Raw genomic sequence first — 17,950 nt, forward strand, 5'->3', positions numbered from 1 at the left:
ACATGCCTTTAGTCTGTCGTTGCTGCATCTTCTCCATAGCCCAATTGTCCAGTACGGCTACACTTGAGGCTCTTTATTTGGCTACTGGGTCATCCAAATGACCGAACGGTGAGACAGTAAGTTGAGCGACTTGATAGATGCGATCGCTCCCAAAAGTGTCATTGGTTATTGGTTATTAGTTATTGGTATTCTTTAACGAACAACAAATAACAAACAACAAAGCCTCGCCTTTACTGAATCAGCAAATCTTCCAACTCTACTGCGCCTAGAGATTTCAGCGTTGCTTTCTGCACTGCCGTTAAACCAGTAACGCCAGTAATATTCATACCCTCGTAGAATCTAGTTGCTCTCAACGTTTTTAGCTCACTGCCCGTCTTGACATCCCAAAGCTTAATAGTTTCATCGTCACTGCCACTTGCCAAGGTTTGACCATTAGAACTCATGGTAACCGCTCGTACCCAATCACTATGACCTTGCAAAGCTTTGTCGCATTGACCGCTACCTACATCCCATAACCTTATTGTTTGGTCAGCACTGGCACTAACTAGAGAGTATCCATCTGGGCTGAAAGCGACTGAACTCACCCAATTAGTATGTCCCTGCAATATACTTAAGCATTGACCTGTGCTAGCTTCCCACAACCTTATTGTTTGATCTTCACTGCTGCTAGCAATGAGTTTACCATCAGGACTAAAGGCAACAGAACGAACTCCATCAGCATGTCCCTGTAACGTTCTCAAAGCCTGACCTGTGCTAATGTCCCACAGCCTTACAGTTTGGTCATTACTGCCGCTAGCCAGAAATTGTCCATCAGGACTAAAGGCAACTGACCAAACCCAATTGGTATGTCCTTGTAAGGTTCTCAAACACTGACCTGTACTGACATCCCAAAGTCTTACCGTTTGGTCATCGCTACCACTAGCTAGAAGCTGCCCATCAGGACTGAAAGCAACTGACCAGACCCAATCGGTATGGGCTTGCAAGGTTCTCCAACACTGACCCGTACTGACTTGCCAAAGCCTCACTGTTTGATCAGCACTACCACTGGCAAGAGTGTGACCGTCGGGACTCCAAGTCACTGACCAGACTTGGTTAGTATGCCCCAGCAACGTCTTTAAGCACTGATCGGTGCTGACCTGCCAGAGCCTTATGGTAGAGTCATCATAGCCACTAGCAAGAATGCGATCGCCAGCACTAAAGGCAACTGACCGTACCCGATTGGTATGTCCCTGCAAGGTTCTTAGAACTTGACCCGTATAAACATCCCAGAGCCGAACAGTTTGATCACTACTGCCACTGGCAAGAATATGACCGTCGGGACTCCAAGCCACTGACCAAACTTGGTTGGTATGACCTTGTAATGTTTTCAAACATTGACCCGTATTCAGCTCCCAAAGTCGGACAGCATAGTCATCATCACTACTGGCAATAAGGTAACTGTTGGGACTGAAGGCAATTGAGCGGACTCCATTGCTATGCCCTTGCAACGTTCTCAAGACTTGACCATTGCTGACATCCCAGAGCTTAATTGTTTTATCTTCACTACCACTAGCCAAAAATTGCCCATTGCCACTGAAGGCGACTGACCGGACTTGACCCGTGTGTCCTTGTAAAATTCTGTGGGTTTGACTAGTGCTGAAATCCCACAACCTCACAGTTCCGTCAGCACCACCACTAGAAAGAAATTGACCATCAGGACTGAAAGCAACTGACCAAACTCGACTAGTGTGTCCCTGCAAAGTGTCTAAGGTTTGACCTGTGCTAGCATCCCAAAGCCTGACTGTATGATCTTCACTGCCGCTAGCAAGCCTGCAACCGTCAGGACTCCAAGCCACTGACCAGACCCGGCTAGTATGTCCCTGCAAAGTTTTCAAGCATTGACCCGTACTAGCATCCCAAAGCCTAACTGTATGATCGGCACTGCCACTGGCGATGATTTTACCATCAGGACTAAAAGCGACTGAGCGAACCCAATTAGTATGTCCCTTGCAGGTGACAAGAGGTTTGCTATCTGCAACTTGCCACAAGCGAATCTTACAATCTGCATCACCTGTTGCGATAAGTTTGCGATCGGGGCTGAAGGCAACTGAGAGAATACTGCTAAACGTTTGAGCAAAAACACACTTAGCTAAATCAGAGTTTTGGAAGTTGACTTGATGCAAGTTCATATGTCTGAGGTCAGCTTGCCAAAGCGTTAGCTTAGAAAAATCTCGACCCCTGAAATCGATTTGCAACTGCTGCATAAGATTGAATAGGTTACCCGCCGCATATCCAGTTTCTAGAGCGGGCTTTCCTTGCAGTCTTAATAGAATTTGATTTAGCTGTTTTTCCAAACAACTTTTATTATGAAAAGCCGTCAGCAGTTGCTTGGCAACAGGTTTGAGAATTAGGCGAGTTTGGGTATTCCGAATGTAGTCTTTTGCTTGAGCTTTGATTAAAGCATGGCTCTTGAATAGGGTAAGTTCTTGAGTAACGATTTCTTGAACTACCTGCTTGATAAGCTGTTCGGTCATGTACTCCATGACGACAGGCTGCTGGGTGAAGCGGTTTGAGGTTTTTTCAATTGGCGTAAGTGTAGCTTTTTCGATTAGCGATCGCCTCATCAGAGAAGCCAGCGCTTCTAGTAATTCACTGGAGGACATTTTTGGTACTAAATCCTCTTGCAGTTCTAGAAATGACACTGGCTCACGATTGATGGCTAGCCAGTACATTACCTCTTTTTCTAAAGAACATAGGCGGTTAAACTGCCGATCTAGTAAATTACGAATATCATCAAAAACTAAGGTACCTTGCTCTAATAAGCTTAGGAACTTAGAAACATCACTATCAAATAAGTCCCGGATAACTGGAGCTACCATTTTCAAGGCTAAGGGATTCCCAGCATAGTGTTTGATTACTGCTCCCCACTCTGATTCTGACCCTAAGAAGAACCACCGAGATTGAAAGATTTTTTGTCCTTCTACTGTAGGCAAACCCGTGAGTTGTAAGGAGCGCACAGGTGAGGTTAGTCCTTCCTGTGCTGCCAGTTCTTTCGGTTTCTCACGACTGGTTAATACTAGACAACTATTGTGCCGTTCTTCTCCCAGCCGTCTGAGGAATTCTCCATATTCCTCATATCCTTCTTGGTAGAGAGTAGTACGCTCACCCCCTCGTAGAATTGACTCAGCATTATCCAGAACCAACAAACATCGGTTTTGGCGTAGATAGTGCATTAGACGTGAAATTCTCCCATCTACAGTTTCTGGTAAATTCGTTTCCTGCCCTCTAGAGATGAATTGAATTAACTCTGCGGTGAGTTCTTTAAGTGGTAGCGCGTTGCGGAGACTTCGCCAGATAACGTAATCGAAATGCTCCTGAATTCGTTCTGCCATTTTGACAGATAGAGCAGTTTTCCCCATACCACCCATCCCCAATAGCATGACTAGACGGCAGCGTTCAACAACAATCCACTGCTCTAGCCAATTAAGTTCTTCTACCCGCCCAAAGAAAACTGAGACATCAATTGCCTCTCCCCAATCTTGAAACTGATTAGCCGTGACTCTATCAGTAGTTGTGATGTAAGTAGTGAAGCAACTCTGACTAGCTTGAGGGGTTTTAACCTGACTGGTAGCCGTTGTGTCAGATAGGGCAGCAGTTGCATAAATCTGTCGCGCACAACGTTTCAGAACTGACTGGGCATTAATCTTGGTAACCTTCTCCCCAAGTGCTTTTGAGAGCATCTGCCACAGCTTGGAACCCGTGTCCTTGATGTAGCCCATGTCATAACCAGAGCTTCTAGCAATGTCTCCGTATGACTGTCCTTCCCAAGCTTGCCGAAATACGAGTTCTTGAACTTTATTTAAGCGTCCTTGGTCTAGAACTCTCTCGACAATCAAAAGCGCTTCTTCAACAGTCATTTACTAAAGCCTTAAGCGTAATTTCTTTGTAGGAATGATTATTAAATATCTTGGAACAGTGAATTAAAGCTAGGTAGCTGTGGTATTTATCACCCTTTTCTTTGCCATTTATGCAATAAGACTATTTGACAAGAGGTTGGCTGAAATATTCGCGTCTCTTAGATGCAACCGACTCGGATAAACAGGGTTCATTAGATCTGTACGCAAACTCTCCCTGGAGAAAAATGTGAAAAGCTGAAACCCTGCGTTAGTAGTAACTTCATTCATTTATCTACAGTTGCTTGCAGTTTCGCTCCGGACAACGATCTGACTTTTCTATGACTGTAACTCTGACATTCTTCTGACCTTTTCCGACTGCCGACCTGTGGAGGTGGTAGTTATTCTGGCTTCATCTCAATCAAATTCTGTGATTGAAGATTTAATTTTCATTGCTCAATGAGGTGAACCTTTCAACAAGGCAATCAATTAGTTCATAGGAGTGATAAATGCGATTTTCAGGAATGAAAGACACTTATCAGCAACTTTGGCGCACTGTTGTGATAACTGATTTAAGCGCTACTGATGCAGTTGTTTCCAAAATCATATCCAACCAGGGTAGGTACAAACAGGCACAGCGTGAAAGTGGCGTGTGGTGGCCAGTCATTGCTGTCATACATAGCCTTGAGGCTTCACTGTCCTTTAAAGGACATCTCCACAATGGCGATTCTCTCAACGCCAGAACCAAGAACGTTCCAGCCGGAAGACCAATTTCAGGTACTCCCCCTTTTACCTGGGAAGAGTCGGCGGCAGATGCTTTGGCAATGAAACGCACAGATGAGGTGAATTTTTTAGATACTCCAGAAGAAATCCTCTGGTACTGTGAAAGATACAATGGCTGGGGCTTCCAGACAGGTGCAGGACGCAACACTACACCACCACGACGTTCACCATACCTCTGGTCTAAGACTAATCATTGGATTAAAGGCAAGTACACCTCAGACGGTCGCTTCAATCCGAATGCAGGTTCTTTACAGGTAGGCGTTGCTGCTATCCTCAAGCGACTTGAACAACTCGGACATATTAGCTTCGATCCATTACAACCTACTGTAGTGCCACTGACTAATGGGCAAAGACCAATCCTTCGTTTTGGCGACAACGGGTTTTGGGTTGGTGTTGCTCAACATACAGTTAATGGCTGTGGATTTGGACCTCTCACTGTTGATAACGATTTTGGCTCAACCACAGAGCGCATCATCATGCAATTTCAAAGAAGTGTGGGACTGAATGACGATGGTGAGGTGGGATCACTAACTTGGGCGGCGCTGGATGCACACGCGAAACTATCGGGTTGGGAACCGTTGAGCGGTTCTTCACAGCCAGCACTGACAACCTCTGTTGCAGCAGCACCCAGCCTTTGAATAGTCCTTATAACCTATCCAAAAATCACTTGGCTATTTTCAAGGATAAAACTCAGCAGAAATAACCTAATGGTTTTTGAATACTCTTTCCGCTTTCAGCGTAAACATTACCTATTTGGGAATTTAGAGCCATGCGTTTACAAACTTTTTACAATGCCAAACTAAACAACCAGACTGTAGACTATGGCATTGAAGCAATCGCAGCAGACAAAGAATTAGCCACACATATTCAAGAGGTTCTCATTTGGCTCAAGTTTCTAGATCCACCTGCTGACGGTAAGTTTGGTCCAATTTCTTCTGGCGCTCTAGTTGAGTTTCAGGATGTAATGAAGTCATCAGAACCAGCAGTGGCTGAGGAAAGGGGGTTTCTCGGACTGGTGACGGCCAAGTTATTGATTGAGATATCTCCTGATAAAGTACCTAAACCAGATGTGGATCTCAGCAAAAATAACCTGGAAGCCCGCATCATCCGATATATGTTGAAGATGAATTACCGTGTTTCTGTAGGAGCGCAAAGGTACAACATCGTATATGTCGAGGGAATGAATGCGGACGGTAGCCTGAATAACGATGCTCCTAACCAGTTTAACGACCGCCGTATGGTGATTGAGATTCCAAATGAAGTACCAATTCTCAGGCAAAACTGGGAAGCTACAACAGAACCTGGTACGGCTTACACTCTCAACCCAATGGGAAGGGGCATAAAATTTGGCGCGGCTCGGATTGCTTTTGGACAATATAAGGCTTGGCAAGTAGGTACACACTGGGGTAGTGGTGCTGAGCCACATGAAGCCCTTGTTCAGACATCACCTGTCTCTGTTTACCGGGACAAAAACAAAGATTTTATTCGTACAGGTGACTTTCTAGATACAGGCGACTTTGAAATTAATCAGCACCACGGCTTTGATTATCCACGCAATGACATTGGTTACGCTGGTGCAGGCTGTATTGTGGGACGTACACGGCAAGGACACAGAGAGTTTATGGAACTAATCAAGCAGGACAAGCGTTACCAGCTCAATAAAGAATACAGGTTTGTAACAACAATCATGCCTGGAGATGACTTAGTAAAGCAGTTCCCAGCCTAGTTAATAACGAGGGCGCTGCCTGCCCTACTTGGAGAATTCTGTTACTAGAGGTTCATTAGTTGCTCACGGGTAATACATGACTCAAAAGAGCGATCGCACATTCCAATCCACAGTTAAGGTGTGCGATCGCTTCCAAAGAGTCCGGGTAGTTGTGAATTCAAGCAGAAAGTAAGTGTATCTGCGGCAAACCTAAGATTTATCCATGTGATCGCCTCATAAATCTCAAATTATGAGCGCGTTTCTAAATTAAACAATCAATTTGACAAAAGGAATAACACTATGCCAGCTAAACTTGTTGCCATTGGTGATAGTTTGACCCAAGGTTTTACAAGCGGGAGTATCTATCAAACAGAGTTTTCCTACCCCGCAATGATTGCTCAGTGTCTAGGTGATACTAACTTTCGGAGTGCTGACTTCACAGGTGAAGGCGGTTTCCCCCTCAACATAGAAAAGGTCTTGCGACTACTTGTTGACAGATATGGCTCTAAAGTTAATTGGCATGAAGTGATTCCTGCGGCTTTAAGTGTGCGTAGCCTTCTTGATCGGGTAGAAGATTACTGGGAACGAGGAGAAGGCAACCAACCTTCAGCAACAGGTTCTCTTCATCACAATTTGGCAGTTTTCAGTTTCCAGTTGGGTGACTGCGATACTTTAACTGAGGCAATTTGTCGCCGTGCCATTCCTGAACCCACGGATAATGCCTTGAAGCAAATTCCTGAATTTCCAATGTATCGTGCAGCGCGGCGAACATTGAATCCTAGCTTTGACAGCCAATTAGAGAATCTTTCACAAATTGCAGCCGCTAAAGCGATCGCTCAAACTGGAGGTGGGATTGAGAATCTCATTTTCTGGCTAGGTGCAAATAACTGTCTCGGTACTGTTACAGAACTGAAGATCAGATGGTCAACCGAAGACGATATAAATAAGTTAGCCCACGAGCGGACGTGCAATCTTTGGCGTCCTGAACATTTTCAAAAGTTGTTAGATCGAATTGCCCCTCAAATTGATGCCATTGGCGCAACTAATGTATTTATTGCAACTGTTCCTCATGTAACGATTCCACCAGTGAGTCGAGGAGTAACTCCAGGAAAAACAGGTCTGGATGCAGTTGACTCCAATGGCTATTACGAGTTTTACACGCGCTTTTGGGTTTGGGATGACGAGTTTGGCAAAGCACCCCACAAGTACCCTTACCTTGTTAGTGAAGAGGCTCGTAAGATTGACTCAGTAATTGATTCGTACAACCAGTCAATTAGATCTGCCGCCAAACAATATGGCTGGCACGTTGTCGATATTTGTGAAAAGCTTGATCAACTCGCTTTCCGCCGACAGGGGGGACAAGTACAATTTCCCTTCGCTCAAGGATTCATCAATGCTCTTCAGGCTAACCCTAATACTCAACGCCGAGTTTCTGCCAGCGGGCAACCCTTGGTGGACACACGATTTTTAGGGCTTTTTCCTAATGAAACCGATCTACTGAAGAAATTCAGAGGTGGGTTAATTGGTTTAGATGGCTTTCACCCAACTCCGATTTGTTATGGATTAATTGCCCATGAATTTCTTCAGATTATGCAGGGTGCAGGAGTTGCTATTAATCAGCCTCCAAACTGGTGGGATGACATTATTACTGCCGATACTCTTTTAACTGATCCACCACCAAACCTGGCGCACTTAAATGACACTCTCGGTTTTCTTTACCATCGGACTCCCTTACCGAAACTGATTAAGAGTTTCGGCGGACGTTCATTGTGATCTACGGCTGGTTTTATTAACTATGTCGTTGTTACACCTTGTTAGTGCTGACAATGCTTGCCTCAGTTATCAGTGATCACTGTTAAGTTCTCTAAATTCAGTAGGTGGGCGCTGCCCACCTTAACTGAAGAATTTTCTTGCAAGCAAAGTAGTGATCGCATTTTTGATTAGCCTACTTGCTTCCTACTAATTTTGGGAAGCGGCAAGTGCGATCGCATCACTTCCAGAACGTTTACACCACAGGTTGCAAAGACGCGATCGCCTCGTCGTATTATAGGAGATTAAACAATGAAACAAGCAGGAAATTTTGCAGCGCCACTGCAAGACGAAGACAAAGCTATCGATGAAATTGTCAGGATTAGTAAAGAACAGCTGGGCAAGCAGCCGCTAGTTCCACGCGGACAACACGCTAAACATCATGGTTGTGTTAGAGGAGAATTCATTGTTGAAGCTAACTTGCCCGAAGAAATGAGATGTGGCGTTTTTAAAGAACCAGGTAAGCGTTTCACGGCTTGTATTCGCTTCTCAAATGCTTCAGGAGATGTTGAACAGCCTGATACTAAAGATGATGGTCGCGGTATGGCTATTAAAGTCTTTTTGCAAGACGAAGATCAAGAGAAGACGCAGGATTTTGTGATGATCAACCACCCAGTCTTCTTTATTCGGAACGCTATAGACTTTGCAGAGTTCTTTAAAGCTGTTGAACAGTCGCAAGGCAAGCCACCATTAAAGTTTTTCTTTCCCGGCTTCAATCCGTTTCAATGGCGCTTGCATGAGTTTATGACTGCCAGAGCGATTCGGAGCCATAAAGTTGTTAGTCCACTTGAGATTGAATATTGGAGTACGACTCCATATAAACTCGGTTCACAAGCAATCAAGTTTGCCGTAAGACCCTCTTCTGAAAACAAGTTGAGTAGCTCAGCCTCTAAGTCTCCGCATTATCTACGGGAAGTGATGGTCGAGCATTTGAAGATGCAGAAAAAGAAAGCTTCTTTTGATTTTTTGGTTCAGTTCCAGACTGATGCTAACCAGATGCCAATCGAAGATCCAACTATCGAGTGGAAGTCACCTTTTCATAAGGTTGCCACCATCGAGATTCCACCTCAGTCTTTCGATTCCAATGAACAGATGAGGTTTTGTGAGCATCTGTCCTATACTCCTTGGCATTCTCTGCCCAATCATCAGCCAATAGGCGGAATCAACCGCGCTCGGCAGAAAGTTTACGAAGCGATTTCAGAGTTGCGTCACAAACGGAACGAAGTTTCCAAGAAAGAACCCACTGAGAAAGAGTTTTTTGAACTATTCCCTGAGTAAAAGCTTTCTTAAAGTATGTGATCGCCTCCCAGAACCTCCAAGACGCGATCGCTTTCTCGTTCCCTGGAATGGTAGTGCGATCGCATCTGATCCCAAACTCAGAGCGATCGCTTTTCCCACTTCCACGCCTTGATTCTTTAGTCGCCTACATCACATCCTTCACCGATAGACCTAAGGCAACAGCTACCTGTTCCACACTCAACTCCAATTCCAACAACTGGAGTTTTGTCAGCCCAGTGGGTTGTTTGTGAAGCTCCGATAAAGCACAAAGTTAAGGTATTGTCAAGTTTTAAATTCTGGGTTTGTCCTGATAATTAGCCGCATTTCTGTATAAAGGGACAGCACGTTTGTGGGAGATTCTTTGTGCCAGCTAAGTCTGTCTCTAACTTTCATCATCGAGATTTATGTCCTAATCATAGGATTACCAAAAATGAAGCGGAACCTGAGCAAAGCAATTTGCCTAAGGAATCTGACAATCGGTTAGCTTCATCTCTACGGCGCGTTCCTAACGTTGCAATTTATACACTGGCAGCGCTTGGCGCTCAGAACTTGAGCCATCACGCATTGGCAATAACCAATGCAGACATTACCGATGAGCCTCGAACTAAAGAGGCGGGTGATCTTGTTACTCCTGCGGCGAAGGAAGAAACGGAAACCAAAGAAGCAAGGCTTGAGCGATCGCGTTTGGCAATTGCTTCTCCAGAATCTGTAGCCGTACAGGAGTTTACACCGGAATCATCACGCACGTCAGAGTTGCCAACCGCTCAGGCAGATCGGGACACAGCAAAAGTTGTCGAGCCATCTATTCTTAGTCCAACATCCATAGCAAGAAACACTGGGATTGCAGTGCCAGAAACTGAGGTGATGCTGGCACGGAATGCAACCCCAGAAGAGCGATCGCTTCCAGCACTGCCACCGTCTGCATCCCAGGTAGATTCAGCAACTCTGGGTAAAGTACAGAGCTACAGTGCGCGAGATTTACTGGAAGTTCCGTCTCAAACGCAGAATGCAACACGCATCCAAAACAGCTACACATCTGCCTCCCAAGAGACAACCAATCCTCAAGTAACCGAAAAACTTGTAGCACAAGGAACATCAACAACGGCTAAACCCTGTGTTAAGAATGAAACACTTCTCGCACAAGCTATACCCAGAAATAGAGAACCTTGTGTGGAAGTAGACGAGCTACGGAATCAGTTAGGTGAGTTGGAAAACCTAGAACTTGAGGGAGACTTCCGCGCTTCACCAGCACTGAGTATCGTCATTCCAACAGCGTTTGGTGCTGATAACAATACTGGATTTATCAGCGCTACCTATCAAAATCGAACCCGATACAGTGATGTTGCTGATGGGGCTTTGGGTGTAGGAATTGGTTTAGGGGATGCAGGGGAAGCCGTGGGTGTTGAGCTATCTTATGCGATCGCAAGTTTTGGCTCAAACCGCGACTTTGGTAGTGGCGGCTTCAATGTCAAAGTGCATCGTCAGTTGCCCAATGATTTCGCTGTCGCTGCTGGGTGGAATGGCTTTTTAAACATTGGCGATGACAATGACTTTGAAGACTCGATCTATGGAGTCGTTTCCAAAGTCATCCGGACACGAGACAACATCAACTTGCCCTTTAGCCGAGTAGCGATTACAGCAGGTGTCGGCACAGGACAGTTCCAACCTGAAGATGATGTCGCTGATGGTGACGGTATCAACGTTTTCGGCAACGTCGCTGTTCGTGTAGCTGAACCCGTGAGTGTAATTGCTGAATGGAGTGGGCAAGATTTAGGAGTGGGGGTTTCGATCGCACCCTTTAAAAACATCCCTCTCGTCATTACTCCTGCCGTGCGCGATCTTGCTGGTGCGGGAGATGGCCCTCGATTTGTCTTAGGCACTGGTTTTGCTTTCAAGTTTTAAGTAATAAGCGTGGTAGTGAGAGAGTTATGCATACAAGAAAATTAATCGGTTTGGTCATTAGTACATCACTCATTAGCAGTGGGTTAATTGCAGTTCCTGTCAGCGCTCAGCCTCCTAACAACTCCGATATTACAGGAACCAATGTCTGGAATAATACTGCACCTATATTTGAGGGTGATGGCAAACTTGATCCAGAGATTCTCAACAATGCCCGGCGCCTTGACCAAGCACTAGAAAGAGCCTCTGAAAATTGCTGTAATGCTGCTGCGCCTGAACCTGTGGGTCCGCGACGGTATGCGAGAAATCCAGGTAATAATGAGGTTTGTGTTAACCCAGAGTGTCAACGCCTGAGTGGCTTAATAGAGGAAACCCAAGTCTTTCTCAATGATGTCAACCGCCAGGTAGAAGAGGTTAGAACCAATTCAGTGTCTCGTACCTGGTAGATTGTTGCTGCTCTTAAATCTCTCCTTTGCTTCCCCTGCTTATTTTCAACTAGAGAATCGCCGCTTCATATTGCTTAAGGCAATTAGCGATCGTGTTCTAGGGGGCTAAGTCGAGGAACATGGGGCTTACGGCGAATTTGCTAATCCGTGATCGCAAGTAACAACCACGAAATCGCCAAATGTGATATGGCGGTTTTCTCTTCGAGATGAGCTACAGCAGGAGGTATGTGGAAGCTAGACAGAACAAGGAAAACAAGGAAAACAAAGAAGCTGATATGCGACAAGCTGACGGCTTTGGGCTATATCAGTTCCGGTAACAAGTCACTGTGGCTCAAATCAATCACTTAAAATCAAAGGGTACAATCGCCACATGGCTTGTTCAACTGATGCCACTTTTTTTCCTTCATTGGTAGGACTTATGCACAAGCGCCATATCTGGTAGGGGCGCACAGCTGTGCGCCCCTACAAATGGTGTTTCAAGAGTGGATTTGCGTAAGTCCTTCATTGGGATGAATCGCTGTCTAGTTGAACATCCTTCGCGCTCATCCGTGTAGCAGACTCTAAGTACATGAAGTCCCACTTTTGCAGCAAAGGACACGAAAATCCCTCTGGTAGTCGCTTTTGCGTCCAGTGTGGCGAACAGTTGTCCAATAGTGTTTTCCAAGGTATCTCACCTGGAATGATGTTAGGCGATCGCTACCGCATTGTTCGGGAGTTGGGACACGGCGGCTTTGGACGCACTTATATTGCAGAAGACCTCAATCGCTTCAATGAACCTTGTGTTCTAAAGGAGTTTGCCCCGCAAGTGCAAGGTACCTATGGCTTGCAAAAAGCCGCAGAACTTTTTGAGCGGGAAGCAGGTGTTCTCTACAAGCTACAACACCCGCAAATCCCCAAATTTCGAGAGTTGTTCCGCTTCAAGCAAGGGGACAAAGGACTCTTATTTTTGGTACAGGACTATGTTGTTGGTCAAACCTACTACGCCTTAATTGATGCTCGGAGGCGTCAGGGACTAAGGTTTAATGAAGCTGAGGTGATGCAGCTAATGCTCCAACTTCTGCCCGTTTTGGAGTACATCCACTCGCTAGGGGTAATTCATCGTGATATCTCTCCCGATAATCTGATTTTGCGAAGTACGGATGGGCTGCCAGTATTAATTGACTTTGGTGGTGTCAAGCAAGTAGCAGCAACCGTTGCCTCGCAGTTTTTGGGCTTACAAGGGGCTGGTGGAACGCCTGCAATTGCGACTCGCTTAGGTAAAGTTGGCTATGCGCCTCATGAGCAGATGCAAGCAGGAGTCGTTTCTCCCCACAGTGATTTGTATGCCCTTGCCGCAACCGTGTTGGTGTTGCTCACACTCAAGGAACCCCAGCAGTTAATTAATCCCCAGACATTAACGTGGGATTGGCGGCACGAGGTCAACCTTAGCCCGACTCTTGGGAGTGTACTAGATCGAATGCTGCAATCGCGACCCGGCGATCGCTTTCAAACGGCGGCTCAAGTGCTGCAAGCACTGAATGCACCGCTACCATCACCTCCTGTTGCCTACCCACCGACTCAGCCCCCACCAGTACCGCAAACACAAGCCACTGTAGCCTTTGCTCCTGCCCCAGCCCCTTGGAATCAACAGGGTTCTCCCGCAACGGTTGAGACACCAGTGCCCAGTTCAAGCGCTAATCCATCTTCAGGCTGGTTAGGGAAAGTTTCGCTCGTGTTTGTTGCGATCGCAATTGCTGGTGGTGTTGGCTGGGGCGCTGGTAATTGGTGGATACACTCCCAGACGCAACCAGATGATAGTCAGCTACAACCAACAACGAATAGTCCTGTTGTCTCACCGGACGACGCTGAACCAGAACCCACGACAGATCTTTCCCCCGACGAACAACGGCGTAAGGAAGTATTGCAGCAGCGTCGCACGGCGCTTGGCATTCGTTATGAGTTCTATGCAGATTTAGTGAATGAGGAGTTTTGGACACAGAACCCGGAAGAACGGGGACGGGTATTGGGTACAGAACCAGAAGATGCTCAGTTGCGATCCCAGTGGGATGCGATCGCGGCTAATTTATTAGGGCAGTTAGAGCGATATGAACTGAGTCCAGGGGTACGGCTACAGTTAGGAGGCTATACAGAAGCGGATCGCGATCGCTGGAAAGCTGAAGCCAATCAACTGCACATTGGTAGCCGTACTCTTTATGACCTCGCTGATGCCAAGTTCTTGCGAGCGTTCCCTGACCAACGGGGCAAGGATTTTCTCAAGCTTCCCATTGGTCAGGTGTGGCAAGCCACTGTTGCTGATACCCTCGATGCTGTGAAATCGGGTGCTGCCTTTAAGCGCATTGTCTTTGACCCAGGAGCTTCTGGTACACAAGTCAGTGGTAACTTAAAACCAGGAGAAGGGAAAGCGTTTATTGCTAGTCTCTCAGAGGGTCAGGTTATGGAGGCGAATCTTACTACTGGAGAGAAAGCCTTGTTCTCGCTCTACAGTCCCACTGGCAAAACAAAACTACTAGAAGATTCAGGCGATCGCACTTGGTCAGGACAACTGCCAGAATCCGGTTTTTACGAGTTTGTTGTCGTTAACGATGGTACTGCACCCATTGATTACCAACTTGACCTCACCGTTGAAAATTCGGCACCATCTGAACCTTTACCACAAGGTTCACCTGAGTAAGTGAACTTGTTCGGCTAATTGTATTTCACACTTCCCCAACGAGATAATTTTGTGCCAATTCAGCGGGACTCATTTGCTCATAACGTTCAAATGGCTGATGAATCCAGGGATCATCCGGTAAATAATCGACGTAGTAATCAGGAGTAATCACTGAGCAATCTTTGTACCAGAGGACACCTGTGCGAATCTCTTCAATTTCATTACTATAATTGCGCTCTAACCAACGAACCGACTCTTGGAGACTAATTCCTGAATCAACTAAATCATCAACCAGTAGCACACGACCGCCTAAGTGTTCAGTAGTCATTGCCAGGTGGCGAGAGAACGTGATTGAGCCTCGAACCCGGTTCTCTGGCCCAACATAAGAAGACGCTGAGAGAATGGCTAGCGGCTTGCGGTATAGTCGGCAGAGGATGTCGCCAACTCGCAACCCTCCCTTAGCAATGCAGACAATCTGATTGAAATCCCAGCCAGTCTGATAGATTTTGGCAGCTAGCTGTTCGATTTTTTGATGGTATTCTGACCAAGAAATGTAAAGGTCGGGCATAAGGAGCGTCCAGAAAAGCGTCAATGAGAGTAAACAAAATATTACAACGCTTAACTTATATTCCTCTGATTGGAGTAGAACCACTGCCAGAGGTTATGTTAGCGTTGTGCGATTTTATGTTCTCGTTACTCCTAAAGATAAAGAAGCTGCGATGAGTGAGATTTCCCCTCCTGACCCTTCTGTTCCCCTCGCGACCCCTCCATCAAAAAAACTGAGTCTTAGCACCAAACTGGCTTATGGTGCGGGAGATATGGGCGCTGGAATTACCGCTACTCTCTTAGCCTTTTCCTTACTGATATTCCTCACGGATGTTGCTGGACTTAGCCCCGGATTGGCAGGGACAGTTTTGTTAATCGGTAAGGTTTGGGATGCCGTGAATGATCCAATCGTGGGGGTATTAAGCGATCGCACTCGTTCTCGCTGGGGGCGGCGTCATTCGTGGATGATTTTCTCTGCTATCCCCTTTGGTGTCTTCTTCTTTCTTCAGTGGATTGTACCCTCGTTTAGTAGTAACCCAGAGGCGAACCAATGGGCATTGTTCTGGTACTACGTGATTGTCAGTATTTTATTCAACATGGCGTTTACTGGTGTCAATCTCCCCTACACCGCCCTAACAGCAGAGTTAACCCCAGACTATAACGAACGCACAAGCCTGACTAGTTTTCGCTTTGCTTTCTCCATTGGGGGTAGTCTTCTTTCTCTTGCCCTCGGTCAAGTGATTTTTCAAATCATTCCCGACGGCAGACAACAATATCTAGTTTTGGCACTGATCTGTACAGTTCTCTCTGTGCTGCCGATGTACTGGTGTATTTGGGGAACCACTGACCCAACCGCAGGAGAGCCGTCTGTAGTCGAGGACAGCCAGCAAGCCGTTAATTCAGTTGAATCAATACCATTTTTTGAGCAGTTAAAAATTGCCTTTAGTAATCGACCGTTTATCTACGTCATCGGTATCTATCTATTTTCCTGGTTAGCGTTCCAGTTAACGGCTGCGATTATTCCTTACTTTCTAATCAACTGGATGCGCCAAGATTCTTACTTCGTTGCCGCCTTGGTTGTTCAAGGGGTTGCACTAGTTATGCTGTTTGTTTGGAATGCTGTGAGTCGGCGCGTTGGGAAACGAGCGGTTTACTTTATGGGCATGAGCTTATGGATTTTGGCTCAAGGTGGACTGTTCTTTTTGCCACGAGATCAAGTGGCTCTGATGTATGTGCTGTTCGTCTTGGCCGGCTTTGGCATCGCTACGGCTTATCTAGTGCCTTGGTCAATGTTACCGGATGTCATTGAGTTGGATGAATTGAACACTGGACAAAGGCGTGAAGGGATTTTTTATGCATTTATGGTATTACTACAAAAAGTCGGCTTAGCGCTTGGTCTGTTCGTAGTTGGACAAGCCCTTGATATGGCAGGATTAATCCAATCTGAAGCGGGGCAACCCGTACCAGAGCAACCGAGTTCTGCACTGCTCGCTATCCGCCTAGTTGTTGGGCCACTACCTACGCTTTTCTTACTTTGTGGTCTAGTTCTCGCCTACTTCTATCCCCTCACTCGTGAAGTTCATGCTGAAATTCTCTTGAAGCTTAGGGAACGCAAGTTAGGGCTAGGAAGCGAAGAATAGCACCTTGCAAAACCTGAGATTGAGGAGTTGCTAGTGCAAGAAGGCTCTTATGCACAAGGCAGGAGGCAGAAGGCTTTTATGAATATTGCTTGTAAGATAAGCTTTTTAACCAATGTCCAACTGGATAGTTATTTCCGCCACACTGCGCTAGTTTGCTGAGTTCATCTTCCGGTTCCTCAAACGCCGTCTAAGTAAACGAATGGTATGATTTTGACTGCCTTTCCATTACTACTGCTTTTGGATGTCTATGAGGATTGCTCAGATTGCTCCCCTTTGGGAACGTGTACCTCCTTTCCGTTACGGTGGAACTGAGTTAATTGTCAGTTTGTTGACAGAAGAATTAGTTCAACGGGGTCATGAAGTGACCTTATTTGCCTCTGGTGACTCCATCACAACCGCTCACTTAAAGTCAGTTCATGAACGGGCGCTGAGATTAGATGAAGAGATTAAAGAGCCTGGACTTTATGAGCAAATGAGTCTAGCGCAAATCTATCACCAAGCACATCATTTCGATATTATTCACTCCCATGTTGGTTATGCTGCTTTGCCTTATTGTGGCTTTGTAAAAACCCCTACAGTACACACAATGCATGGCATTTTCACCCCTGATAATGAGAAAATGTTCCGGCAATTTGCATGGCAACCCTATATCAGTATCAGTGAAGCTCAGCGGGAACCTAGGCTTGGCTTAAATTACATTCACACGGTCTACAACGGCATTGATCTAGAGGTCTATCCTTTTCAAGCAGAACCAGATAAACCTACTTATCTTGCTTTTGTCGGACGCCTTTCACCGGAAAAAGGACCAGAAGAAGCGATTAAAATTGCTCGTGCTAGTGGCTTACCTCTGAGAATGGCAGGTAAGGTTGACCCAGTAGACCGAGAGTACTATCACCAGAAGCTAAAACCACTGATTGATGGCGAACAAATTCAGTATTTGGGTGAAGTTTCTCACGAAGAGAAAGCGAATCTGCTTGGAGGGGCAACAGTTACCCTGTTTCCAATCACTTGGCGTGAACCGTTCGGTTTGGTGATGATTGAATCAATGGCGATGGGGACACCCGTAGTTGGTATGGCGTTAGGTTCAGTTCCGGAAGTGATTGCTCATGGTAAGACGGGGTACATCTGCCACACCTTGGAAGAAATCATCCAAGCCGTTCCAGAGGCGATGAAATTAGACAGAAACGCTTGTCGAAACTACGTTTCACACCGCTTTAGCGTCAAGTCAATGGTCAATGAGTATGAACGGGCTTACAAAATGGTTCTGGGTGCAAATGCTTAGGGGGAAGCCATTTGTGTACAAATATTAAGTCTCGTCACAG

At 46.0% G+C, this 17,950-nt stretch carries 12 protein-coding genes; 10 read left to right on the forward strand and 2 right to left on the reverse strand.

What is annotated here, in order from left to right; translation table 11 throughout:
• Positions 1–230: 230 nt before the first annotated feature.
• Entirely contained in the window at positions 231–3,896 is a 3,666-nt protein-coding gene (locus H6F98_RS30210; RefSeq protein WP_192222440.1) for an NB-ARC domain-containing protein, read from the reverse strand.
• Positions 3,897–4,381: 485 nt separating this feature from the next.
• Here H6F98_RS30210 and H6F98_RS30215 point away from each other — a divergent pair, with 485 nt between their 5' ends.
• From H6F98_RS30215 to H6F98_RS30250, 8 genes are all read left to right on the forward strand, one after another.
• Entirely contained in the window at positions 4,382–5,293 is a 912-nt protein-coding gene (locus H6F98_RS30215; protein WP_199349116.1) for a peptidoglycan-binding protein, read from the forward strand.
• Positions 5,294–5,424: 131 nt separating this feature from the next.
• On the forward strand, positions 5,425–6,381 hold the full coding sequence (locus H6F98_RS30220; RefSeq protein WP_192222441.1) for a peptidoglycan-binding protein: 957 nt from the start codon (positions 5,425–5,427) through the stop codon (positions 6,379–6,381).
• Positions 6,382–6,660: 279 nt separating this feature from the next.
• Positions 6,661–8,133, forward strand: a complete 1,473-nt coding sequence (locus H6F98_RS30225) for an SGNH/GDSL hydrolase family protein (protein ID WP_192222442.1) — start codon at positions 6,661–6,663, stop codon at positions 8,131–8,133.
• A gap of 288 nt (positions 8,134–8,421) precedes the next feature.
• Positions 8,422–9,447 (forward strand): catalase family protein, encoded by a 1,026-nt coding sequence (locus H6F98_RS30230; RefSeq protein WP_192222443.1) that lies wholly within the window; start codon positions 8,422–8,424, stop codon positions 9,445–9,447.
• A 17-nt stretch (positions 9,448–9,464) separates the two neighbouring features.
• The gene (locus H6F98_RS30235) at positions 9,465–9,698 is read left to right on the forward strand and encodes a hypothetical protein (protein WP_192222444.1); all 234 of its coding nucleotides are present in this window, start codon (positions 9,465–9,467) and stop codon (positions 9,696–9,698) included.
• Positions 9,699–9,810: 112 nt separating this feature from the next.
• The gene (locus H6F98_RS30240; RefSeq protein ID WP_192222445.1) at positions 9,811–11,349 is read left to right on the forward strand and encodes a hypothetical protein; all 1,539 of its coding nucleotides are present in this window, start codon (positions 9,811–9,813) and stop codon (positions 11,347–11,349) included.
• 26 nt (positions 11,350–11,375) lie between these two features.
• The gene (locus H6F98_RS30245; protein ID WP_192222446.1) at positions 11,376–11,792 is read left to right on the forward strand and encodes a hypothetical protein; all 417 of its coding nucleotides are present in this window, start codon (positions 11,376–11,378) and stop codon (positions 11,790–11,792) included.
• Positions 11,793–12,360: 568 nt separating this feature from the next.
• The gene (locus H6F98_RS30250; protein WP_192222447.1) at positions 12,361–14,463 is read left to right on the forward strand and encodes a serine/threonine-protein kinase; all 2,103 of its coding nucleotides are present in this window, start codon (positions 12,361–12,363) and stop codon (positions 14,461–14,463) included.
• Between the two features lie 25 nt (positions 14,464–14,488).
• On the opposite strand, the gene H6F98_RS30255 is transcribed toward H6F98_RS30250, so the two are convergent.
• Positions 14,489–15,010 (reverse strand): phosphoribosyltransferase, encoded by a 522-nt coding sequence (locus tag H6F98_RS30255; protein ID WP_192222448.1) that lies wholly within the window; start codon positions 15,008–15,010, stop codon positions 14,489–14,491.
• Between the two features lie 151 nt (positions 15,011–15,161).
• On the opposite strand from H6F98_RS30255, the gene H6F98_RS30260 reads away from it, so the two are divergent.
• Both H6F98_RS30260 and H6F98_RS30265 read left to right on the forward strand, forming a co-directional pair.
• Positions 15,162–16,628 (forward strand): MFS transporter, encoded by a 1,467-nt coding sequence (locus H6F98_RS30260; RefSeq protein ID WP_192222459.1) that lies wholly within the window; start codon positions 15,162–15,164, stop codon positions 16,626–16,628.
• A gap of 247 nt (positions 16,629–16,875) precedes the next feature.
• Positions 16,876–17,910: a glycosyltransferase family 4 protein gene (locus H6F98_RS30265; protein WP_192222449.1), complete on the forward strand. Its 1,035-nt coding sequence runs from the start codon at positions 16,876–16,878 to the stop codon at positions 17,908–17,910.
• Positions 17,911–17,950: the final 40 nt, after the last annotated feature.

It is taken from the genome of Microcoleus sp. FACHB-SPT15 (genome assembly GCF_014849525.1).
GTDB classification, from domain to species: Bacteria; Cyanobacteriota; Cyanobacteriia; order Cyanobacteriales; family Coleofasciculaceae; genus Symplocastrum; species Symplocastrum torsivum.